Raw genomic sequence first — 20,711 nt, forward strand, 5'->3', positions numbered from 1 at the left:
TTTATGACCGCAGCCAGGCGGCTGCGGCATGATGATCAACCCTGCCAGCCGCCGCCGAGAGCGCGGTAGAGAGCGATTTGCGCTAGCAGCAGCGTGTTTTTCACCGCCACAATATTCAGCTGGGTGCTGAACAGCGTGCGCTGCGCATCAAGCTCATCGAGATAGGACGCATAGCCATTCTGATAACGGTTGCGCGCAATCCGCCACGCCTCGGCAACGTAGCGCTCCTGCGCCTGCAACTCTGTTAGCTGCTGCTGGCTGCGCGTGATGGCATCCAGTGCGTTATCCACCTCGGCAAAGGCGTTGCGCACCACCCTTTCGTAGCCGTACAGCGCCTGGTTGCGCGACGCCATCGCCACATCCACCTGGGCGGTCAGCGCTTCGCGGTTGAGCAGCGGTGCCAGCACGCTGCCGCCGATGCTCCACAGGCGGAACGGATTATCCAGCAGATCGTGTAGCTGGCTGCTCTGCAGCGTGCCGGACGCCGTCAGGTTGAGCGATGGCAGCAGCTGTGCCTGTGCCGCCGCCAGCGACGCGTCGCTCGCCAGCAGCAGGCGCTGCGCCTGGACTATGTCAGGCCGGCGATTCAGCAGCTGCGACGGCAGCAGCGCCGGCAGTGCGTGGGGTCGCAGCTGGTCGAACTGGCTGCTGCGCGCGATCTGGCGCGGATTCATGCCGACCAGAATGCTGAGCGCGTTCTCCTGCTGGGCGATCTGATGCTGCAGCTGCGGAATTTGCGCTTTCGCCGTCTGATACTCCGACGCCGCCTGCATCCATTCGAGCCGCGAGGTATAGCCGGTTTCGAACTGACGCTGCGCCAGGTTCAGCGAGTTCTGCCGCGTTTCCAGCGTGGCCTCGGTCACACGCAGCTGCTCGTCGAGCGCGCACAGGCTGAGGTAACCGGACGCGACCGAACTGGCCACCGTCAGCTCGGCTGCCGAGGCCGCCGCACGCTGCGCCGCCAGCGTGGCTTCCGCCGCGCGGATGCTGTTGCTGCGGCTGCCCCATAAGTCGACCTCATAATTCGCCTGCAGCAGTCCCTGAAATACCGCACTTTCGTACGGCTGACCGGTCGCCGCTGACAGCGCACGCTGATGGGTTGCCGCCACGCCCGCCGACAGCGTCGGGAAGTTGTCGCCCTGCGCAGCGCGCAGCTCGGCGCGATACTGATCGACGCGCGACCGGGCAATGAGAATATCGCTGTTGTGCTGCAGCGCCTGGTTCACCAGCCAGTTGAGGCGATCATCACCAAAGCTGCTCCACCACTGCGCTTCCGGCGCGGCGGCGGGCCCGACCTGCTGGCGCCAGTCGGGCGGAATCGGCAGCGACGACGGCGCCTGCTCCACTTCGCGGGCGCAGCCGGTCAGCAGTAGCGCGATGAGCGCCGCGAGTAACGGCCGCTTCATAACGCATCCCGGTGTGGTTCGGCGGCGGTATCAATGTCGACTTCCACCGACATCCCGGGCCGCAGCTGCTGCAGTTCATCACCAAGAATTTTGATACGCACCGGAATGCGCTGGGCGATTTTCACGAAGTTACCGGTGGCGTTATCTGGCGAGATGGCGCTGAACTCAGATCCGGCGGCGGGCGAGATAAACTCAACGCGGCCGTCAAAGCGCTTGCCGTCCAGCGCATCAACGCGGATCGACACCGGCAGGCCGGGGCGCACGCGCGCCAGCTGGGTTTCCTTCAGGTTGGCAATCACCCATTTATTATCCGGCACCACCGAGGTCAGCCGCGTGCCGGCAGTAACGTAGGTGCCTTTGCGCACCGACAGCTGACCGAGCTGGCCGCTGTCCGGCGCGATAATGCGCGTGTTGTCCAGATCGATATTGGCCAGCTCCAGTGCCGCCTGCGCGCTGGCTACGTCGCCGGCCAGCGCCGCGCGGTTGACGATGGTGGTTTGCAGATTCTGCTGCGAGACCGCCACCTGCGCCGCCGCCTGGCGCAGCTGGGCCTGAGCCTGCGCATTGGCTGCGCGCGCGGCATCACGCTCGCGTACCGACAGCGAACCGTCAGCCGCCAGATTTTCCACCCGCTTCAAATCCAGACTGCTTTTCAGCGCCTGCGCTTTGGCATTCTCCAGTGCGGCTTTATTGCTGGCGATAGTGGCCTCCGCACTCTTCTGCTGCTGCTGGTTGTTATTCTGCGCGGCAATCTTCATCGCCAGCTGTGCCTGCGCCTGATGCACACGCTGGCGATAGATACGATCGTCAATGGTCATCAGCAGCTGTCCTTTGCGCACCGGCTGCAGATCCACCACCTCAACGTTCGTCAGGTAGCCGCTGACCTGTGGGCTGATAAAGGTCACCTGGCCGCGCACGTAGGCGTTTTCCGTTGACTGGATGGTGCTGGTAAAGGGCCACAGCTGCCAGGCGTATAAAATCACCAGCACGCCCACGATGGCGATACCGCTCCCGGCGGCGATAGAGAGAATGCGTCGGCGGTTAGCGCGCTCGCGCTCCGCAGCCTGTAGATCGTCCTGTTGACTCATGGGGTCTCCGTTCGGTTTGCTGGCGCAGCCTGCTGCTGTTGCTCAGTCAGATTATGTCGCGCCTGGCGCCAGTTGAGATAACGCAGCCGCGTCAGGCGCCACAGCACCCACATCAGCGTTATCATTGCCAGCGCGGCGGTCAGTAAATAGGTATCGTTATAAGCCAGCACGTTGGCCTGCAGCGTGGCCACGGTTTGCAGCTGACTGCTGCTCTGCGCGCTGAGCAGGCCGCTGTCCGCCAGCTGGCTGCGAAACAGCGCGCTGTACTGGCTGAGGCGATCCACCACATTAGGATCGAGCAGCGACAGCTGATCACCCAGCAGGCTGGAGTGATATTTTTCGCGCCACGTCTGGAAGGTGCCGAGAATGGCAGAGCCAATCAGCCCGCCAAGATTCTGGCTCATGCCAAACAGCACGACAAAACTCACCAGATTTTTCGGCTGAGTCACCACGCCGCCGATGCCAAGCAGCATCGCTGGCCCAAGGAAAAAAGCACTGCTGAAACCGAGCAGAAACTGGCTGAAGTAGAGATTGCTGGCACGCGTCAGCGGGCTGGATTGCGCATCCATCAGCGAGGCGACAATCATTACGGCCAGCGAGACCACGATTGGCCAGCTCAGATGGTTGGGTTTGATGGTCAGCGCGCTGGCAATCATGCCGCAGATCACGCCCGCAATGATCGCCAGCGCCAGCCCGCGCATCTGATCGTTGAGCAGGCCCAGCTGCTGCAGAAAGCCGACCGCGCCGGTATTCTGCTCGGCCAGCACGATGCGCATCATGATCATCACGATGCCGAGCCGCACGATCATGCCATTGCTCAGCCAGCGGGTGTTAATCAGCGGGTTAGCGCGGTTATGCTCCAGCACCACCGCCGCGACAATCAGCACCAGCGCCAGCGCCAGACAGACGCCGAGCCAGGGTGTGCTGAACCACCACTCAATGCGCCCGAGTGACAGCACGCCGCACAATAACGCCATGCCCGGTGCCAGCAGCATAAAGGTGACGAAATCGAGCTTTTCGAACGCTTTGATACGGTCGCCCGGCGGCAGCTTGACCACCAGCACACAGCCCAGCGCAATCATCGCCAGGCCCAGCTCAAACAGATAGAGGCCGCGCCACTCCTCCAGCTGCAGCAACTCGCTGGAGAACAGCCGCGCCAGCGGAATCGCCAGCTGTGAGGCGGTAATGCCAATCACCAGCGCTTTAAGACGGTGCTTCGCCGGCCAGGCCTGGATCTGATAATAGATGCCCAGCGAGCTGAGCGCCGCGCCCACCATGCCGTGCGCGGTACGCACGATAATCGCCGAGCTGAGATCGTTCGCGAGGATGTGAAAAAACGCCACGATGACGTACAGCACCAGAAAGGCTTCGGTAAACAGCCGCAAACCAAACTGCTGGCGGAACTTCACCAGCAAGAGATTAATGGAGATATTGCCCATCACGTAGACCGCCGGCAGCCAGGCGATTTCGTTGCTGTACGCGGCGAAGGTGCCCTGCAGATTGGTGAGGTTGGCGGTCACCAGCGCATTACTCAGCGCGCCGGTAATGGAGATCAGCAGGCCGATCAGGCCAAACGCGATGCGTTTCGATGGCGCATGCAGCGGTGTCGAGGGCGATCCCGGCAGCATCGGCTTTTCGTGCGGCAGCCATTCGCGGGGGGCGTAGGGGTTACGTTTCGCCACGGCTATACGTTTCCTAAGCGTTCAAGCAGCTGCTGCAACACGTTTTCGGTCACTGCCAGCGCGGCGGGATCGATATCGGCCAGCAGCTGGGCGCGCAGCGCATCCGCCTGCGTTTTCACCGTAGCGAACGCCTCGTTGCCCTGCTCGGTTAACACCAGCAGGCGCTTGCGACGATCTTCCTTTGGCTGCACCCGTGCCAGCAGCTGCTGTTTCACCAGCCGATCGACCAGCGGCACCACACTGGCTTCCTCCAGCCCCAATAGCTGTGCCAGCGCCTTTTGCGTCGGCGGTTCACTGGCGGTCGCTACGCTGGCAATTGCCAGCCAGCTACTCATACTCAAACCGCTCTCTTTCAGGCGGCGATCAACCGCCAGCCGCCACGCATGGGCAGTAAGATGCAACAGACGGGAAAACGGTTGTGGATGGTCAGTCAAAGCGTAGCGGCCTAATGGTTAGAGTTCTAACTAAATGGGAGGGTTATTATAAGCTAAGCGACGTGCGAATGAAAAGTTTGCTTACATCAGCAAATTTAGTCGTGCTGCACGCAGATTACCAGTTTCACTTAAGTCACAAAAAGGCCCGATCAGGCCGCGTGTACAGCTTGCCTGTATAACTTTTTTCGGCAAAATACCCTATAATATTGAGTAAATTAGCCTGATAAGCACGAAATGCACAAGCCGCCGCTTGTACAGATTAGGGGTTACTGTATAACTTTAGCCGCCATGAATCGGTTAACGATTCGGTAACGAATGATGCAGTTGCGTCGCCTCTGAAGGTGTTGTGGATTTCCACCTTCAGAGGTGTCTTTTTGTGTTGGGTGGTGAGTCAGGTTTTTCGCGCCTGTCCGCGCGGAAATATTTCATCCTGGTTGTGCTGGCCGCTGGGCCATCAGCCAATCTTAAGGGCTTACACATGCAAAATGCCGTCAATAGCAGCGATGCCATCGCTGACAATTTCAAACAGGCCGTTAACAGTGAAACCAATGAGATGGAAGTCTTAGGCCATCTGATTGCTGAAATCCTGCACAGCGGTATGCCGGTGACCAATAAGGCCATTATTGCCGCCCTGATTGGCCGGCTGGAGCAGGAAGCCGATGTCGTCCAGCTGGATGTCTACCGTCACCTGCTGGAACTGGTGGTTCACCAGACCCCGGATGATTTTTCGCTGTAGCCGCAGCGGATTCCAGGGATGGAATCAACCTTATCGCCCCGTTTTACTGGCGCCTCGCGTCATCCCCCGGTAACATCGCCCGCGTTAACTTTTCCATTAAATATTGCTATGCCGTGACGGCATGCGCATCCAATAAAAGAGCCTGCAACAGATGAGTCAAACTGCCGATCGCCCCGCTGCCACAGCGAGCGACATCACGGTCGCACGTGTGCTGCGTTCACCCTCTCTTTTCACCCGCGAGTGCCTGGCCGGGGTGATTACCGCCCTGGCGCTGATACCGGAAGTGATTTCGTTTTCCGTGATTGCCGGCGTCGACCCTAAAGTCAGCCTTGTCGCTTCGGTGGTGCTGTGCCTGACGCTGTCGATTCTGGGAGGACGGCCAGCAATGGTCACCGCGGCGGCCGGTTCCGTCGCGCTGGTGATCGGACCAATGGTGCACGCACATGGCGTGGAGTACATTCTGCCGGCAGTGATCCTCGGCGGTATGATTCAAATCATTTTCGGCCTTGCCGGGCTGTCGCGCATGATGCGCTATATTCCGCGCTCGGTGATGATCGGCTTTGTTAACGCGCTGGGAATACTGATTTTCTTTGCGCAGGTGCCGCACGTCTGGGGCCAGTCGGGTCTGGTGTGGCTGCTGTTCGCCGCCACGCTGGCCATCGTGCTGCTGCTGCCCAAAGTGCTTAAAAGCGTGCCTTCGCCGCTGGTGGCTATCGTGGCTGTCACCGCTGTCGCGCTGCTGCTGGGCTATCGCGTGCCCAACGTCGGCGATGAAGGGCCAATGCGCGCCGGCCTGCCGGATTTCAATACCCTGCTGGTGCCGCTTAATCTGCAGACGCTGCAGATTGTCTGGCCCACCGCGCTGTCGGTCGCCTTCGTCGGCCTGATGGAATCCCTGCTGACCGCCAAACTGGTGGATGACATGACCGATACGCCTTCCGGCAAGCGGCGTGAATCCTGGGCGCTGGGCGTCGGCAATATTCTGGCAGGCTTTTACGGCGGTATCGCCGGTTGCGCGATGATCGGCCAGACCATTGTTAACGTTGAGCTGGGCAAGGCGCGTACCCGGGTGTCCACCGTGGCCGCAACGCTGGTGCTGCTGTTGCTGGTCACCGGTCTGAGCCAGATCATGGCGCAGATTCCGATGGTGGTGCTGGCGGGCATTATGATGGTGGTCGCGGTGAAAACCGTGAACTGGCACAGCCTGCAGCCGGCCACGCTAAAACGCATGCCGTGGTCGGAAACGCTGGTGATGGTGCTGACCGTCGCCGTCACAGTGTGGACCGGTAACCTCGCGCTTGGCGTGCTGGTGGGAGTGATGCTCGCCATGATGCTGTTTGCCCGCCGCATCGCTCACGTGATCCATGCCGAACGTCAGCTGAGTGACGATGGCCAGCAGGTGCACTACACGGTGCGTGGCCCGCTGTTTTTCGCCAGCAGCAACGATCTGTTTGAGCATTTTGACTACGGCCACGATCCGCAGCGCGTCACCATCGATTTGACCCACGCGCAGATTTGGGATGCCTCCAGCGTGGCGGCGCTCGACGCCATTGAGTACCGCTACCAGCGGCACGGCGCCAGCGTCACCTTCACCGGCCTGGATAACCGCAGCAGCGATTTCCGCGATCGCCTGAGCGGCAATCTCGGCTAAATCTGCGATAGGGACGCCCGACGCGGGCGTCTTGTTTGGCATTATTTTACCAGGGCAAACAGATCATTGAGCGATTCGCTCATGGTTGGGTGGGTAAAAATCTGGTCACGCAGCACGCTATACGGCAGCCCGGCATCCATCACCGTTTTTACAATGTTAATGACTTCATGCGAGTCCGCTGCCAGCAGCGCCACGCCGAGAATTTGCTGGCTGCCATTATCAACCACGGCTTTGAGCATGCCACGGGTATCGTCAACAACGCGCGCACGCGGAATCGTGGCGACCGGCAGTGTCACCACCTGAATATCCCGCCCCTGCGCGCGCGCCTGCGCTTCAGTCAAACCAATCCGTGATAACACAGGCGTCATAAACACGGAATACGGGATGTTAACGCGATCTTCGGTGGTGCGCGTGCCCTTACCCAGCAACTGATCGTAAACGATGCGGAAATCATCAAGCGAAATATAGGTAAACTGTGGCCCACCGGTAACATCGCCCAGCGCCCAGATATGATCCACGGAGGTTTTAAGCTGTTTATCGACGCGCACCGCGCCGCGCGCATCGGTCACCACCCCCGCGTTTTCCAGTTTCAGTGCCTTCGTCGCCGGGCGACGGCCCGTGGCGACCAGCAGCACATCGACTTCACGATCGCCCTGTGCGGTATGCAGCGTCACGCTGTCGCGACCGCTGGTTACACGCTGTAATGCAGTGTTGAGCTCGAGCTTAACGCCCTGCTCCTGCAGGATCCCGGCTATCGCCGCACTGATATCATCATCTTCCCGCGCCAGAAATTGCGGTGCACTTTCAAACAACGTCACTTCGCTGCCAAAACCGGCAAACATGGAAGCAAACTCAACGCCAATATAACCGCCGCCAAGGATCCCCAGCCGCTGCGGCAGTTGCGTTAAATTCAGGATACCGCTGCTGTCAACCACGCGCGGTCCGGCAACTAAGCCTTCCAGCACGGGAAACACCGCTTCGGCACCGCTATTGATAAAAATTCGCTCAGCATGAATCTGGCTGACCTGCTGCGAGGAGGTGATTTTTAGCGTGTGGGCATCCACAAATTCTGCCTCACCATCAATGACATCGACCTGCGCAATAGCGGCCAGGTTGAGATGATTCTTCTCACGCAACAATTCTACTACTGCCGCTTTGCGCTGCATGGCATCGCTGAAACTGGCATGATGTTGCACATCGTGTACCAGTGCTTTCGTTGGGATACAGCCAACATTAATGCAGGTGCCACCATACATTTCGCGGGATTTTTCGATGATCGCGACACGCCATCCGGCGCGCCCCAGAGCCGCCGCCAGCGTTTTACCTGCTTTACCAAATCCGATGATTGCTGCCTGATAATGGTTCATGATGTTCTCCATAAGCGTCAAAAATAGTCATCACCCAAAGCTTACGGTTTGCTGCCGTGCCGTATTTCGCCGCAACGCTGGTATTTTTGTCTTTGCGTCTGAATCAAGCGGGCAGTTCAGGGAAAAGGGAAAAAACAAATGGATCCATTGAGTCAACTGCTGCTGCTGCATAACCCGCAGGGCAGCATAGATAAGAACTGCGTGCTGAGCGGTGAGTGGCAACTGCCGCACAGCGCCGGACATCTGTGCGCAGTGCGCTGGCATACGGTCACTGGCGGCCCGGTGATGCTGGATATGCCCGTCACTGCGGGTGTCGAACTCCCTGCTGGCAGCGTCATATTTCTGCCGCAAAACGCCGCGCATCGTATTTATCAGCGCCATACGCAGCCAACCCAACTGGTGTGCGGCCTGCTGGAACTGCCCGCGTCGGCGCATGCTTTCCTCACCGCCCTGCCCGAAGTGCTAATGCTGGCCCCCGAACCCACAAGCAGCGATGGGCGCTGGCTGGCTGCGGTGCTGCCGTTCATCACCCAGAGTGCTGATGCACTGCCAGCTGCTGGTGATGCCGCACTTCGCAGCCAGCAGATTGGCAGCCTGTTCACACTGGCGGTGCGCCATGGGCTCTCAACTCACGCAGCGCACCCTGGCTTACTCTCCCTGGCTCTGCATCCACGGCTTGGTCCTTTAATCACCCAACTGTGCGCCGCGCCGGAAAGACCGTGGACGGTAGAAGCCATGGCTCAGCAAGTGTTTATGTCCCGCGCCTCATTCGCGCTGCTGTTCCGCCAGCTCAGCGCTACCACGCCGCTGGCCGTGCTCACCTCCCTTCGTCTGCAACTGGCCGCTCAGCGACTGGCGCGCGAAACAGCCCCGTTAATCAACATCGCTCTGGCCGTCGGCTACGCCAGCGAATCATCCTTTCACAAAGCGTTTGTCCGTGAGTTTGGCTGCACTCCGGGAGAATACCGACGTCGCGTTGAAACGCTGGCGCAGGACCGCTAAGAGTAAAGAAGAAAACTGTACGCGCTTCGCTTGCGTAAAGGCGGATTCGTGGCTTTGCTTATTTCTCAGTGCGTTAACGATTACGCGATTCGTAACAGGAGGAGAGCAAGATGAGTGGTTTGATCAAGGCAGCCTTAGCGGCACTGACATTGGTTACCCTGGCCGGCTGTATGCAACACAGCGATGCGGTGGGCAGTGACGGACGTCCGCACGCACCCAGCAAGCAGTCAGTACCTGGCGCCAGCGAAGGCGAAGGCCCGGTCGGGCAGCCACAGGATTGAGATTAGCGGGACAGACGTTATGTCCCGTTTTTATTTGACTGCCAGACGTCGGCCCCATGAATTCCGGCATAAGTGAAGTCATGGTTAACGAGCTGGATCGTCTGTTAATCGATCTAAAAGCCCTTAACTTCCCCAGTAATCTCGCTGCTAATTGGCAAATCCCGATTGCGATTGCCCACTTCAAGAGATGGCGGATAAATCAGAATTTTATTCCGGCCAGCTGATCATCTCCTCCAGCTGCCTGAGAATGTCCGGGAAGTAACTCTCATTAATAGCCAGTTCGCCCTTTATCTGAACGCTATCAGCATGGTGTTCCGGACGAAGAACATATTCAATAATCACGATATCATCACCCGTGATCTTACTCAGAACCATATTGAGCTGGTTGAGCTGGCTGCGAAAACTAAAAGATTCAATTTCATGGCGGGCCATTACCGCCTTGTAGTATAGAGAAAATGTTGCGCGCAGTTCCTTCAGTTCACCGACGGTAAACTCAGTCTGAAACTGCACCTTCACTCCGCTGACGGAAAACTCCACATAAGACTTAATCCAGTCCCAGAGGTGATTAACCGGATCGGTTTCGTTATCAACAACACGCTCAAAGGGTGAGATGGTGAAGACGAATCCTTCATTTCTGAAATCAAACATGCGTGCTTTCCTGCCGGTTAATCAAAATATTTAAAATGGGTGATCGTCCAGTCTGACTCTCGCACCACAACCTCAAGAGTGTATTTTTTATACTCGGTTATGTTTAGCTTGCGATTGAGTTTATACATCTCAGTTTCATAGCGAAACATCCCTTCGCCTTTACGGGGATCCGCCATACGCCTGCCGTAACGGATGGCTTTTTCCTGGATATGTAATGGAACATAGCGCCCCGGTTCATACATATGCCGAGCTGCTGTTTCTGTCATTTTAAGGTTACCAGCAGATAAACCGGTTTTTAACCGCGCACGAAGAAACATGATAGTCGCCTGACTAAGTTTCACCCTGACAGCCGCGCGCGTAGCAGTTTCAAAAAGTACGCGGCCCGCGCGAAAAATACGGAAAACGCCAAAAGCGATAAGCGCAATATCGGTGGGATCAATCAAGGGGGCTTCAAGAGGAGCCTCTTCCAGGCGCAGAAAGTGACCCTGTGTATCATATATCTGCCACAGTCCTGGGGCCTGTGCGACTGAATAACCAATACACATGCCACTGGTTTCATCCAGTATGGGTTGTGCGTTATGCGGCAGTGTCCGGGGCCGAAGTTCAAAAAATACATCAGCCGGTAATGGCGACTGGAAGGTGTAATATCTACCCGGTTCTTTCGTTGCGGTTTCTGCAATCATCATCGTTCCCTCGTTTTTAACAGACTTGCGGTAGTACCACTGAATGTCAGAGCGACAACTCAAGATTACTCCCCGTTGCGTCATCAGCAAACCCAAATCATGTGCCCCCACCTCATCTGCGCCCCGGAGCATAACTTTGAGCGGGTAAGCGATAGGCGGCAGATAATTTCTGAACGTCCTTGTCGTAAAGGCGAGTGAGGACAAGTGCCCACCTCCACGCTATCAATTGCGATCTCTATCATCATTTTCAGCATCAAAATGTTGAACAACTGGCTGCGCATGATCGAAAGATCGTGATGGTTCCAATGGTTATGGTTGGCGGGCAGAGGAAAACCGTTTGATATTATGAAGCGATATTATGAAAAACCTCTAAACACAAAAAAACCGCCCTTGGGCGGTCACGACATTGCTACTTATTGCTTTGATTTTATTCGGTATTAAATATGGTGCCCGGGGCGGGACTTGAACCCGCACGACCATAAGCCGAGGGATTTTAAATCCCTTGTGTCTACCGATTTCACCACCCGGGCAGGGTGTAAACTGGAGGCGCGTCCCGGAGTCGAACCGAGGTGGACGGATTTGCAATCCGCTGCATGGCCACTCTGCCAACGCGCCTTTTAATCTGAGGTGCAAGCCGTCTGCGACGTATTGCAATATCTGGAGCGGGAAACGAGACTCGAACTCGCGACCCCGACCTTGGCAAGGTCGTGCTCTACCAACTGAGCTATTCCCGCATGTGCTTATGCTTCACCGAACTTGCTGATTTTACTCAGCTTCTTGCAGCCTTGCTGCCGTTCGATGCGATGCATTCTACTTATCTGACGCAACGAGTCAATAGAATTATCCACACACTGCGTCCGTTTGCTGCTTTTTAAATCGCATCGATCAGCTATCGAGCAAATCGCCGCGTGCCGCGCTTAAATACTGGAACATTGACCAGAAAGTCAGCACCGCTGCGATGTACAACGCCACCACGCCAACGCCGACTACGGTCGCGTCCGGACGCCACAGCAGCGCCACCAGCGAGAGCATCTGCGCCGTGGTCTTCACTTTGCCAATCCACGATACCGCCACGCTGCTGCGCTTGCCAATCTCCGCCATCCACTCACGTAAGGCCGAGATAATGATTTCACGCGCGATCATGGTGGCGGCCGGCAGCGTGATCCACCAGGCGTGGAAATACTCGGCGACCAGCACCAGCGCCATCGCCACCATCACTTTGTCAGCGACCGGATCGAGAAAGGCACCAAAACGTGTTGTCTGCTTCCAGCGACGCGCGAGGAAGCCATCAAACCAGTCAGTGACCGCAGCAATGACAAACAGCAGCGCCGTCGCGAAGGGAGCCCAGTGAAATGGCAGATAGAACGCCAGCACGAAGAACGGGATCAGAACAACTCGAAACAGGGTAAGACACGTCGGAATGTTAAATTGCATATGCCAGTAACTGTCTGGTGTGAGTAGGATTTAACGTATGTTCCTACATTGCCCACCCTGTTTCAATGTTAGTGTTTCAGCGAGTAGTAGATTTTTTCCGCCAGGGCGAAGGAGATACCCGGTACTTTAGCGATCTCATCGACGCTGGCATTCATCAGCGGTTGCAGGCCGCCCATGTACTTCAGCAGCTGCTGACGCCGTTTGGGTCCGACGCCTTCAATGCTCTCCAGCGCGCTGGTGTTCTTCACTTTGGCGCGTTTTTTCCGGTGGCCCGAAATTGCGTGATTGTGAGCGTCGTCACGAATGTGCTGGATAACATGCAGCGCCGGCGAGTCCGGTGGCAGCGAAACGCCCTCGCCTTCCGCCGCAAAGAACAGCGTTTCCAGGCCGGCTTTACGGTCGCTGCCTTTTGCCACGCCGAGCAGAATCGGCCGTTTTTTATCCCATGGCACATCCAGTTCCGCAAACACCTGCTGCGCCTGCGCCAGCTGCCCTTTACCGCCATCGATCAGGATCACATCCGGGATCTTTTCCAGTTCCAGCGCCTTGCCGTAACGACGGCGCAGCACCTGATTCATCGCCGCGTAGTCATCACCGGGGGTAATGCCTTCAATGTTGTAGCGGCGATAGTCAGCGCGCAGCGGGCCGTCACGGTTGAACACCACGCAGGACGCAATGGTCTGTTCGCCCATGGTGTGGCTGATGTCGAAACACTCCATGCGGTTAATCTGCTCCAGTTTGAGGAACGCCGCCAGCGCCGCCAGACGCTGCTGGATGGTCGAGTGCTGCGCCAGCCGCGTCGTCAGCGCCGTGGCGGCATTGGTGCGCGCCAGCTTCAAATAGCGCGCGCGGTCGCCGCGCGGTTTGCTCTGAATGCTGACTTTGCGCCCGGCCAGTTCGCTCAGCGATGCGGCCAGCAGTTCCCGCTCAGGCAGATTGAAGTCCAGCAGGATGTCCGCCGGTAAGGTACGCGCTTCGCTGCCCTGCAGATAAAACTGTCCGACAAACGTCTGCACCACTTCGGTGAGTTCCGTGTCCGCCGGCACCTTCGGGAAATAGCTGCGGCTGCCCAGCACTTTGCCCTGCCGGATAAACAGCACGTGCAGACAGGCCATGCCGGCGTCATAGGCCACGCCCATCACGTCGAGATCATCGCCCTGATTGGAGACGAACTGTTTCTCCGTAATCCGCCGCACCGCCTGAATCTGGTCCCGCAGGCGCGCCGCCTCCTCGAAGCGCAGGCCCACGCTGGCCTGCTCCATACGCTGCACCAGCTGATTAATTACCTGATCGTCTTTACCGGCCAGAAACAGCCGCACATAGTCGGTTTGCTGCGCATATTCCTCTTCGCTCACCAGGCCGGCGACGCAGGGGCCGAGGCAACGGCCAATCTGATACTGCAGACACGGACGCGAGCGATTGCGGTAGACGCTGTTCTCGCACTGGCGAATCGGAAACACCTTTTGCAGCAGCGCCAGGGTTTCACGCACCGCATAGCCGTTGGGAAACGGACCAAAGTATTCGCCTTTGGCGTGTTTGGCACCGCGGTGCATCGCCAGGCGCGGATGCGGATCGCCGCTAAGGAAAATATAGGGGTACGACTTATCATCGCGCAGCAGCACGTTGTAGCGCGGCTGATACAACTTGATGTAGTTGTGCTCCAGCAGCAGCGCTTCGGTCTCCGTATGGGTGACCGTGACATCAATATTATGGATGTTGCTGACCAGCACTTCGGTCTTGCGGCTCCCCACCTGCGTGCGGAAATAGCTGCTCAGGCGTTTTTTAAGGTCTTTGGCTTTACCAACATAGATCACCGTGCCTGTCGCGTCATACATGCGGTAGACGCCGGGCTGACTGGTCACGGTGCTGAGAAAGGCTTTGGGATTGAAAACGTCACTCACTACTGATTAACGGCTCCGCATTAAACAGGCCATGGCGTATGGCCAGATGCGTTAACTCTACGTCACCACTGATGTTCAACTTGCTGAACATGCGATAGCGATAGCTATTAACGGTTTTCGGGCTCAGGTTAAGCTGCTCGGAAATCTCCGTCACCTTTTGCCCTCGGGTAATCATCAGCATAATCTGCAATTCCCTTTCCGACAAACAGCTGAACGGTGATTCGGCGCGCTGCGGCTCAATCTGGCTCAGCGCCATCTGCTGAGCGATATCAGAGGCGATGTAACGCTGACCGGCGTGCACCGAGCGGATGGCGCTGACCACTTCCTGCGGCGCTGCCCCTTTGCTGAGATAACCTGCCGCACCGGCCTGCATGACTTTCGCTGGCAGGGGATTTTCGGTGTGGATAGTCAGCATGATGATGCGGATATCCGGATTGAAGCGCACGATTTTGCGCGTCGCCTCCAGTCCGCCAATGCCGGGCATGTTCATGTCCATCAGCACCACATCCACAGGATGAGTGCGGCACCATTTTACCGCATCCTCACCACAGGCCACTTCCCCGGCAATCACCAGTCCCTTCATATCTTCCAGTATGCGACGAATACCGGCGCGCACCAGTTCATGGTCATCAACAAGAAGCAGGCTGATCAACGGGACGTACTCCGCAGGTTAGTGGGGGAAAATATATTTCAGGGGTGTTATCTTACCGGGTTTCGCGTGGAAAGAACATCAGGGGCGCCAGATAAATCTCGAAACCAATGACCCATGTCAAATAGCAGGCCGCAGTGATTGTTTTTTTTAGCTGATGCAATACCATACTGGAATAAAATTGTTAAAATGTGACTAATATCATTAAGTTATAATTTATAACCCGCCTTCGCTTCTTTCCGCCGGCAGCACCAAAAAATAATCTTTCCCTGGAAGTTTTTTGCGCACAAAAAAAAGCGAACGGCGCAATTAATTAACCGTCTGCGCGCGGGTCGATGATGTGGCCTAAATTCTTCCATCAAGCGTATGATATACTCTGTTTTTTATGCACGGGAAGAATGTGTGCGCACAAGGTCATTCCACAAAGGAGATAATGATGAGTGATGAAGATTTCGTAACATCGCGCGATACCCAGGCGCTGGCGGATGAAGTTGCCTGCCTGAAAATGATGGTGACGCTGATCCTGAAAGGCATGGGCCAGGCTGATGCCGGTAAGGTGATCATCAACATGGAGCGCTACGTTCAGTCCGCGCTGGCCGATAAACCGCAGGCCGAGGTGTTCAGCAACACCATCCGCCAGATTAAAACCGCCTACCGTCAGTAAGCGGCGTGCCCTGCGCATCCTGCGCGGGGCGTTAGCTGTGTGACTGCCAGTTGACCGACACGCCCAGCGAGGGCAGCACTTCTTCCGGACTGAAGCGACGCGTGCCGCGATACTTCTCCGCCAGCGCCGGCTGCTGCACCGGAATACGAATGGCAAACAGATTGTCTTCTGACTGGATCAGTCCCGGCGAGAGCGGCTCGTACACCACCTGATGCTGCTCAAACATTTTCTCCAGCATCGGCGTGGCCGAACTGATCAAATACTCCATCCCGCTCAGCTCTGCCAGCTGTACCGAATGCCATAAGATGTTCAGCGGCAGTTCGGCATCCACTTCAAGGCGGGCCGAATAGCGCGACATTTCCCACACTTTTTGCTGGTCAAAAGGCAGCACCATGCCCTCCGGCACTTCCGGCTCATGCCACGGTAACAGACGTGCGCAGCCACAAATGCCCTGACGCGCAGTCCAGGCAATCAGCCAGGTGACATCGGAACGATCGAAGCGATCATACTCCTGTCCCGGCGTGCTGAGTCGCGGCGGAATTGACCAGCCCTCGCCACGCGCAAAGACGCTGTAACGATAGGTGCCCAACTCGGCCAGCAAAGAGGACGGCATATCCTTTAGCTGTGTTTGAATTATTTTCATCATGCGCCCCTGACATCCCCATGTTTGCAATGATTTATTAAGCGCCAGCCTGGCGGAGTTTCCGGCGCAGGGTAGACAACTGACTGCGGCTTAGGAACTACTAAAATTAGTAGTTGCCTTTTCGCTATATCAGGCCGATGGCTGCGGCATAACAGGCAATCTGCGTTTTATTGGAAACATTAAAACGCTTTTGCATATTCTTTTGGTGAAAATTTACCGTGTGTTCAGAAATAGCCAGAATAAGGGAAATTTCGGCTGAGGTTTTCCCCTCCGCTGTCCATTTCAATATTTCCAGCTCGCGCTGACTAAAATCATTCGATAACACCACCATTGAGCCGTCATTCAGACGGTCCAGCACACGCAAACTCAGTTCCGCCAGGAAGTGCAGTTGCACCTCCAGCTCAACGCGTCTGTGCTGGGTCTGGCTGGGTTGTTGCGATGCTATAGATAATATACCAATGGCACGATTTAGCGCCATTGCCGAGCATGAAAAGCCACTTACCAGCCCTGCTGCATTGGCTTCTGCCCATAAATTGCCTGCGCCGGTAAATAAATCACGCGTCCACTCTACGCCGCGACCGGGCTGCTGGCAGAGCATTAACACCGGATCCACCGCATAGTAATTTTCACTCTCGTAGCGTTTCACCCAGCTCTGCGGATAGGTGCTAAAGAGAAAAATACGCGGTCGGGTAAAAGGCACTGGATGCTGTACCAAAAAGGCAAAAGCATCAAATCCAAGGGCCTCAACATGTTTTTGCAGCAGCGATTTCAATTGCAGCACTTCGGAAAGCGCCTGAAATTCTTTTTCAGTTTCGCCTCGCCAGACGAAATAATTATCGATGGTCATTATTGCCCTGGCGCTGTTTCACGCCTTATTCATAACAGGATATCTGTGCCGATTAATGTAAAAAATAAATTAACCAGAGAAAAAATATTGATTGAAACCAGAGCGGCATTGCGGGTAAAAAGTGATAACTACCTTGTTGTCAATATGTTACCCAAATGAGAAATTAAACTATGGTGCGTTTGCCAGCGGCACCATCAGGATGATAAGTCGTGCGAATCAGAATAAGATTTTTCTGAAGAATTTTCAATCGTCCTGTTGATTAAACGCCAGACTTCGCAGATAAAACATTCGCCTCATCATTAATCGCTATTATCTTTGCCATTCCCCTTTTTTATACCGCCCGTCATAATCTTCCTGCTGATTAAGTCCGCAGCGCGGCTTAATTCCAGTTATTTCTGCAGTGTTTCCCTGCTTTGCACCTGTGGCAGACATTTCCGGCACCGTCTTTTCCAGCTACGCTTTAGCAGAGGCGCAAGGTGGCAGGCACCAGCATAGCTCCGCAGGCTGGCGCGATTTCAGCAAACTGAGTGGGACTGACTATGTTAAACCAGCTGGCATTACCTTTTCTGGTCGTGGGCGTGTGTACCGCCCTGATGATCGCTAAAGATCTGTTGCGTCACCCGCATCCGCTGGCGGTCATGAATATCATCTGGCCGCTCACCGGGCTGTACATGCCGTTTTTCGGCTGGCTGGCATGGTGGTATCTCGGGCGTAAACCGTCACGTCAGCGAAAACTGGCGCTGCTGCTGCCATCCGGATTAACCGGTTATGCCAGCTGGCAAACCATTTTTATTTCCACTTCGCTCTCTGCCGCCGCCTGTATATTCGGCGACATCATCACCCTGCCAATAGTCACTCTGCTCAAGCATTTTGCTATTAGCCCCGCGCTGTGGTTACAGGCGGTTATTTGCGTGATGATTTCGTTACTGGCGGGATTATTTTTTCAGTTTCTGGCCATTCGCCAGCGGGAACAACTTTCTATTGTCCGTACGTTATTATTAGCGCTGAAAACAGAAACCTTTCCGCTGCTGATTTATCAAACGGGAATCTTTATCTTTATGACGCTGGCCCTAAAATATGTGCTTAATCAACAGCTCAATCCCCTGCTCAGCGCCTTCTGGTTTATGTTACAGCTGGCGATGCTCACCGGATTTATTTTCTCCTGGCCGGCAAATCATTTCCTCATCAAACGCGGATTAAACCCGGCGGTGTAGTTTAGCGACAAAAGCCTGCGCCGCGCATGCCAAGGTGGAAATGGCTGGCATGCGCCGCATTGTAATCCGGCCCCAGCGCATTACCGAAGCTGGCACAGCCGTTGCGCCATAACGCGTGCAAACCGGCAGCGGCCTGCGGCGGTTGCTGCCAGTTTTTGCCTACCTGTAGCCAGCGCCCGTCCGCCAGCTGAAACCCCGTGATGTCCCACGCCTCCGCCGTCGCGTGTTCACTGCGGCGTCCTTCCTGGCGGTGATAAATATTGCGGCAGGCGTAACTGCCAACATGCGCGATGCGGCGCAGCGGCGAGGTAATGCCGGCCTGCTGCAGCGCCGCATTGCTGCGCGTAACATACAGCGTGCTGGCCACCGCCATCGGACAGCTGGCAAGAAAACTGCTGCTCAGCGTGACCTCACCGAAGCGGCTGATGCGCAGCGGTTGATCAATCGGACAATCGCCCTGCAGCGGCGGCACCTCACGGAAACTGACTCTGCCCTGCGCGCTGGCCGCACGCATCACCGCCAGACACGCGGCCGGATCGCTGCTCAGCCGCTGCAGCTTGTAGCGCGTCATCCAGCCCGGCGGATCGGTAACCTGGAGCGGTATAAACGGATTCCACTGTGGCGGCAGATGCGTTTTCAGCCAGGGTAAACTCCACCAGCCGCACAGGGCCAGCAGCACTATCGCGAGCAATGCGCGCACGCTGCCTCACTTTTTCCGGGTTCATCGAAATGACAAGTGTAGAACCCTGCGCAGCGCTGCGTGGTGCAAGCGGCTCATTTGCAGAACATTTACGCAAAATGACGGCACGGCGCGCCATGTAAATATTTACTGACACGGTAAAGCACGCAAAAGGGCACAAAGGTTTAAAAACCATTACCGAGAGTGGCCGCCTTTCCTCTATCTTATGCCCTCTTGCCCTGTGCAACAGCACGTTATTCAACAGCCAGCAGAGCTGACACAACATCAAGACAGGAAAGATATTTTTATGGTTGATCAATCTAAAGCGGCGCCCATTGAGGCCGAACAGCCGGAAAAACTCCGGCGCAACCTGCATAATCGTCACATCCAGCTTATCGCCATCGGCGGTGCCATTGGCACCGGTCTGTTCATGGGCTCCGGTAAAACCATCAGCCTGGCGGGTCCGTCGATCATCTTCGTTTATATGATCATCGGTTTTATGCTGTTCTTTGTGATGCGCGCCATGGGTGAGCTGCTGCTCTCCAACCTTGAGTACAAATCCTTCAGCGACTTTGCCGCCGATCTGCTCGGGCCGTGGGCCGGTTATTTCACTGGCTGGACTTACTGGTTCTGCTGGGTGGTGACCGGTATCGCCGACGTGGTGGCGATCAGCGCTTATTTCCAGCTGTGGTTCCCGGACTTCTCAATCTGGATGAGCGCGCTGCTGTGCGTGTTTGTTTTCCTTGCCCTGAACATCGCCACGGTGAAACTGTTTGGCGAGATGGAGTTCTGGTTCGCCATTATCAAAATCGTCGCCATCGTGGCGTTAATCATCACCGGTATTGTGCTGGTTAGCCTGCACTACCCTTCGCCGAACGGAAGCCACGCGGCGCTGAGCAATATCTGGGATCACGGCGGCATGTTCCCGAAAGGGCTGAGCGGTTTCTTTGCCGGCTTCCAGATTGCGGTGTTTGCCTTTGTCGGCATTGAACTGGTGGGTACGGCGGCGGCGGAGACCAAAGATCCGCATAAAGTTCTGCCGCGTGCCATCAACGCGATCCCGCTGCGCATCATCATGTTCTACGTGCTGGCGCTGCTGGTGATCATGGCGGTGACGCCGTGGAACCAGGTCATGCCGGATCGCAGTCCGTTCGTTGAAATGTTTGTGCTGATTGGCCTGCCGGCCGCTGCCAGCATCGTTAACTTTGTGGTGCTGACCTCCGCAGCCTCCTCAGCCAACAGCGGCATCTTCTCCACCAGCCGCATGCTGTATGGCCTGGCGGAACAGGGCGTGGCGCATAAAGCGTTTGGTCGCCTCTCAGCGCGCGCGGTGCCAACCACCGGCCTGTTCTTCTCCTGCCTGTGTCTGCTGGCGGGCGTGGCGTTGATCTATCTGATTCCGGATGTGATGACGGTCTTCACCATGGTGACCACGGTTTCGGCGATTCTGTTCATGTTTGTCTGGACCATTATCCTGTGCAGCTACCTGGCCTACCGCAAACAGCATCCGCAGCGGCATGCGGCGTCACGCTTCAAAATGCCACTTGGCAAGCTGATGTGCTGGGTGTGCATGGCTTTCTTTGCCTTTGTGCTGGTGCTGCTGACACTGCAGGAAGATACGCGCCAGGCGCTGATGGTGACGCCACTGTGGTTTGTGGTGCTGACCATGGGCTGGCTGCTACGCCGGCGTAAAGCCTGATCC

General features: G+C 56.5%; 20 protein-coding genes and 3 tRNA genes. 7 read left to right on the plus strand and 16 right to left on the minus strand.

The window, feature by feature from the left end; all coding sequences use genetic code 11:
* Positions 1 to 35: 35 nt before the first annotated feature.
* From E7738_RS07135 to E7738_RS07150, 4 genes are read right to left on the minus strand one after another with little or no spacing between them, the layout of a single operon-like run.
* Positions 36 to 1,406, minus strand: coding sequence for an efflux transporter outer membrane subunit (locus E7738_RS07135; RefSeq protein WP_394516238.1), 1,371 nt, complete (start codon positions 1,404 to 1,406; stop codon positions 36 to 38).
* Entirely contained in the window at positions 1,403 to 2,494 is a 1,092-nt protein-coding gene (locus E7738_RS07140) for an HlyD family secretion protein (RefSeq protein ID WP_136548350.1), read from the minus strand. Before E7738_RS07140 ends, E7738_RS07135 begins: the two co-directional genes overlap by 4 nt.
* Positions 2,491 to 4,176, minus strand: a complete 1,686-nt coding sequence (locus E7738_RS07145; RefSeq protein ID WP_132465245.1) for an MFS transporter — start codon at positions 4,174 to 4,176, stop codon at positions 2,491 to 2,493. Before E7738_RS07145 ends, E7738_RS07140 begins: the two co-directional genes overlap by 4 nt.
* A gap of 2 nt (positions 4,177 to 4,178) precedes the next feature.
* Positions 4,179 to 4,610 carry a MarR family winged helix-turn-helix transcriptional regulator gene (locus E7738_RS07150; protein WP_058759700.1) on the minus strand — a complete coding sequence of 144 codons (432 nt, stop codon included), beginning with the start codon at positions 4,608 to 4,610 and terminating at the stop codon, positions 4,179 to 4,181.
* 478 nt (positions 4,611 to 5,088) lie between these two features.
* On the opposite strand from E7738_RS07150, the gene E7738_RS07155 reads away from it, so the two are divergent.
* On the plus strand, positions 5,089 to 5,346 hold the full coding sequence (locus E7738_RS07155; protein WP_021508271.1) for a biofilm/acid-resistance regulator YmgB/AriR: 258 nt from the start codon (positions 5,089 to 5,091) through the stop codon (positions 5,344 to 5,346).
* Between the two features lie 151 nt (positions 5,347 to 5,497).
* Positions 5,498 to 6,997, plus strand: a complete 1,500-nt coding sequence (locus E7738_RS07160) for a SulP family inorganic anion transporter (RefSeq protein WP_394516239.1) — start codon at positions 5,498 to 5,500, stop codon at positions 6,995 to 6,997.
* Between the two features lie 41 nt (positions 6,998 to 7,038).
* Here the strand turns inward: E7738_RS07160 and rclA are convergent, their stop codons facing one another.
* Positions 7,039 to 8,364, minus strand: coding sequence for a reactive chlorine resistance oxidoreductase RclA (rclA, locus tag E7738_RS07165; RefSeq protein WP_394516240.1), 1,326 nt, complete (start codon positions 8,362 to 8,364; stop codon positions 7,039 to 7,041).
* A 138-nt stretch (positions 8,365 to 8,502) separates the two neighbouring features.
* Here rclA and E7738_RS07170 point away from each other — a divergent pair, with 138 nt between their 5' ends.
* A complete protein-coding gene (locus E7738_RS07170; protein WP_215480190.1) occupies positions 8,503 to 9,366 on the plus strand; it encodes a helix-turn-helix domain-containing protein in 864 nt (287 codons plus the stop codon).
* 110 nt (positions 9,367 to 9,476) lie between these two features.
* Complete coding sequence (locus E7738_RS07175) at positions 9,477 to 9,647, plus strand: hypothetical protein (RefSeq protein WP_181444752.1); 171 nt, start codon at positions 9,477 to 9,479, stop codon at positions 9,645 to 9,647.
* A 207-nt stretch (positions 9,648 to 9,854) separates the two neighbouring features.
* Here the strand turns inward: E7738_RS07175 and E7738_RS07180 are convergent, their stop codons facing one another.
* The 8 genes from E7738_RS07180 to uvrY form a co-directional block, all read right to left on the minus strand.
* Positions 9,855 to 10,295 carry a WapI family immunity protein gene (locus E7738_RS07180; protein WP_394516241.1) on the minus strand — a complete coding sequence of 147 codons (441 nt, stop codon included), beginning with the start codon at positions 10,293 to 10,295 and terminating at the stop codon, positions 9,855 to 9,857.
* Positions 10,296 to 10,312: 17 nt separating this feature from the next.
* Positions 10,313 to 10,981, minus strand: coding sequence for a hypothetical protein (locus E7738_RS07185; RefSeq protein WP_227746422.1), 669 nt, complete (start codon positions 10,979 to 10,981; stop codon positions 10,313 to 10,315).
* A 441-nt stretch (positions 10,982 to 11,422) separates the two neighbouring features.
* Positions 11,423 to 11,508 (minus strand) — tRNA-Leu (locus tag E7738_RS07190).
* Positions 11,509 to 11,519: 11 nt separating this feature from the next.
* Positions 11,520 to 11,593: transfer RNA gene (locus E7738_RS07195), tRNA-Cys, on the minus strand.
* A 43-nt stretch (positions 11,594 to 11,636) separates the two neighbouring features.
* Positions 11,637 to 11,712: transfer RNA gene (locus E7738_RS07200), tRNA-Gly, on the minus strand.
* 151 nt (positions 11,713 to 11,863) lie between these two features.
* Positions 11,864 to 12,412, minus strand: coding sequence for a CDP-diacylglycerol--glycerol-3-phosphate 3-phosphatidyltransferase (gene pgsA, locus E7738_RS07205; RefSeq protein WP_021508275.1), 549 nt, complete (start codon positions 12,410 to 12,412; stop codon positions 11,864 to 11,866).
* A 68-nt stretch (positions 12,413 to 12,480) separates the two neighbouring features.
* On the minus strand, positions 12,481 to 14,313 hold the full coding sequence (gene uvrC, locus E7738_RS07210) for an excinuclease ABC subunit UvrC (RefSeq protein ID WP_394516242.1): 1,833 nt from the start codon (positions 14,311 to 14,313) through the stop codon (positions 12,481 to 12,483).
* Positions 14,306 to 14,965, minus strand: coding sequence for a UvrY/SirA/GacA family response regulator transcription factor (gene uvrY, locus E7738_RS07215; RefSeq protein ID WP_021508277.1), 660 nt, complete (start codon positions 14,963 to 14,965; stop codon positions 14,306 to 14,308). Before uvrY ends, uvrC begins: the two co-directional genes overlap by 8 nt.
* A gap of 433 nt (positions 14,966 to 15,398) precedes the next feature.
* On the opposite strand from uvrY, the gene E7738_RS07220 reads away from it, so the two are divergent.
* On the plus strand, positions 15,399 to 15,626 hold the full coding sequence (locus E7738_RS07220) for a DUF2594 family protein (RefSeq protein ID WP_010616664.1): 228 nt from the start codon (positions 15,399 to 15,401) through the stop codon (positions 15,624 to 15,626).
* A gap of 31 nt (positions 15,627 to 15,657) precedes the next feature.
* On the opposite strand, the gene E7738_RS07225 is transcribed toward E7738_RS07220, so the two are convergent.
* Positions 15,658 to 16,269: an acyl-homoserine-lactone synthase gene (locus tag E7738_RS07225; protein ID WP_031279842.1), complete on the minus strand. Its 612-nt coding sequence runs from the start codon at positions 16,267 to 16,269 to the stop codon at positions 15,658 to 15,660.
* A gap of 124 nt (positions 16,270 to 16,393) precedes the next feature.
* Positions 16,394 to 17,116: a transcriptional regulator SdiA gene (gene sdiA / locus E7738_RS07230; RefSeq protein ID WP_021508278.1), complete on the minus strand. Its 723-nt coding sequence runs from the start codon at positions 17,114 to 17,116 to the stop codon at positions 16,394 to 16,396.
* A 539-nt stretch (positions 17,117 to 17,655) separates the two neighbouring features.
* Here sdiA and E7738_RS07235 point away from each other — a divergent pair.
* Positions 17,656 to 18,330, plus strand: coding sequence for a DUF4396 domain-containing protein (locus tag E7738_RS07235; RefSeq protein ID WP_058759707.1), 675 nt, complete (start codon positions 17,656 to 17,658; stop codon positions 18,328 to 18,330).
* 1 nt (position 18,331) lies between these two features.
* Here the strand turns inward: E7738_RS07235 and E7738_RS07240 are convergent, their stop codons facing one another.
* On the minus strand, positions 18,332 to 19,030 hold the full coding sequence (locus tag E7738_RS07240) for an extensin-like domain-containing protein (RefSeq protein WP_058769587.1): 699 nt from the start codon (positions 19,028 to 19,030) through the stop codon (positions 18,332 to 18,334).
* A 286-nt stretch (positions 19,031 to 19,316) separates the two neighbouring features.
* Between E7738_RS07240 and cycA the strand changes: the two genes are divergently transcribed.
* The gene (cycA, locus tag E7738_RS07245) at positions 19,317 to 20,708 is read left to right on the plus strand and encodes a D-serine/D-alanine/glycine transporter (RefSeq protein WP_021508281.1); all 1,392 of its coding nucleotides are present in this window, start codon (positions 19,317 to 19,319) and stop codon (positions 20,706 to 20,708) included.
* Positions 20,709 to 20,711 lie beyond the last annotated feature (3 nt).

It is taken from the genome of Pantoea sp. SGAir0430 (assembly GCF_043549295.1).

Coding starts and splice junctions, on each gene's coding strand:
- E7738_RS07135 (WP_394516238.1), bottom strand. CDS start 1,406: ATGAAGCGGCCGTTACTCGCGGCGCTCATCGCGCTACTGCTGACCGGC.
- E7738_RS07140 (WP_136548350.1), bottom strand. CDS start 2,494: ATGAGTCAACAGGACGATCTACAGGCTGCGGAGCGCGAGCGCGCTAAC.
- E7738_RS07155 (WP_021508271.1), top strand. CDS start 5,089: ATGCAAAATGCCGTCAATAGCAGCGATGCCATCGCTGACAATTTCAAA.
- E7738_RS07160 (WP_394516239.1), top strand. CDS start 5,498: ATGAGTCAAACTGCCGATCGCCCCGCTGCCACAGCGAGCGACATCACG.
- rclA (WP_394516240.1), bottom strand. CDS start 8,364: ATGAACCATTATCAGGCAGCAATCATCGGATTTGGTAAAGCAGGTAAA.
- E7738_RS07170 (WP_215480190.1), top strand. CDS start 8,503: ATGGATCCATTGAGTCAACTGCTGCTGCTGCATAACCCGCAGGGCAGC.
- E7738_RS07175 (WP_181444752.1), top strand. CDS start 9,477: ATGAGTGGTTTGATCAAGGCAGCCTTAGCGGCACTGACATTGGTTACC.
- E7738_RS07180 (WP_394516241.1), bottom strand. CDS start 10,295: ATGTTTGATTTCAGAAATGAAGGATTCGTCTTCACCATCTCACCCTTT.
- E7738_RS07185 (WP_227746422.1), bottom strand. CDS start 10,981: ATGATGATTGCAGAAACCGCAACGAAAGAACCGGGTAGATATTACACC.
- pgsA (WP_021508275.1), bottom strand. CDS start 12,412: ATGCAATTTAACATTCCGACGTGTCTTACCCTGTTTCGAGTTGTTCTG.
- E7738_RS07220 (WP_010616664.1), top strand. CDS start 15,399: ATGAGTGATGAAGATTTCGTAACATCGCGCGATACCCAGGCGCTGGCG.
- E7738_RS07225 (WP_031279842.1), bottom strand. CDS start 16,269: ATGAAAATAATTCAAACACAGCTAAAGGATATGCCGTCCTCTTTGCTG.
- sdiA (WP_021508278.1), bottom strand. CDS start 17,116: ATGACCATCGATAATTATTTCGTCTGGCGAGGCGAAACTGAAAAAGAA.
- E7738_RS07235 (WP_058759707.1), top strand. CDS start 17,656: ATGTTAAACCAGCTGGCATTACCTTTTCTGGTCGTGGGCGTGTGTACC.
- cycA (WP_021508281.1), top strand. CDS start 19,317: ATGGTTGATCAATCTAAAGCGGCGCCCATTGAGGCCGAACAGCCGGAA.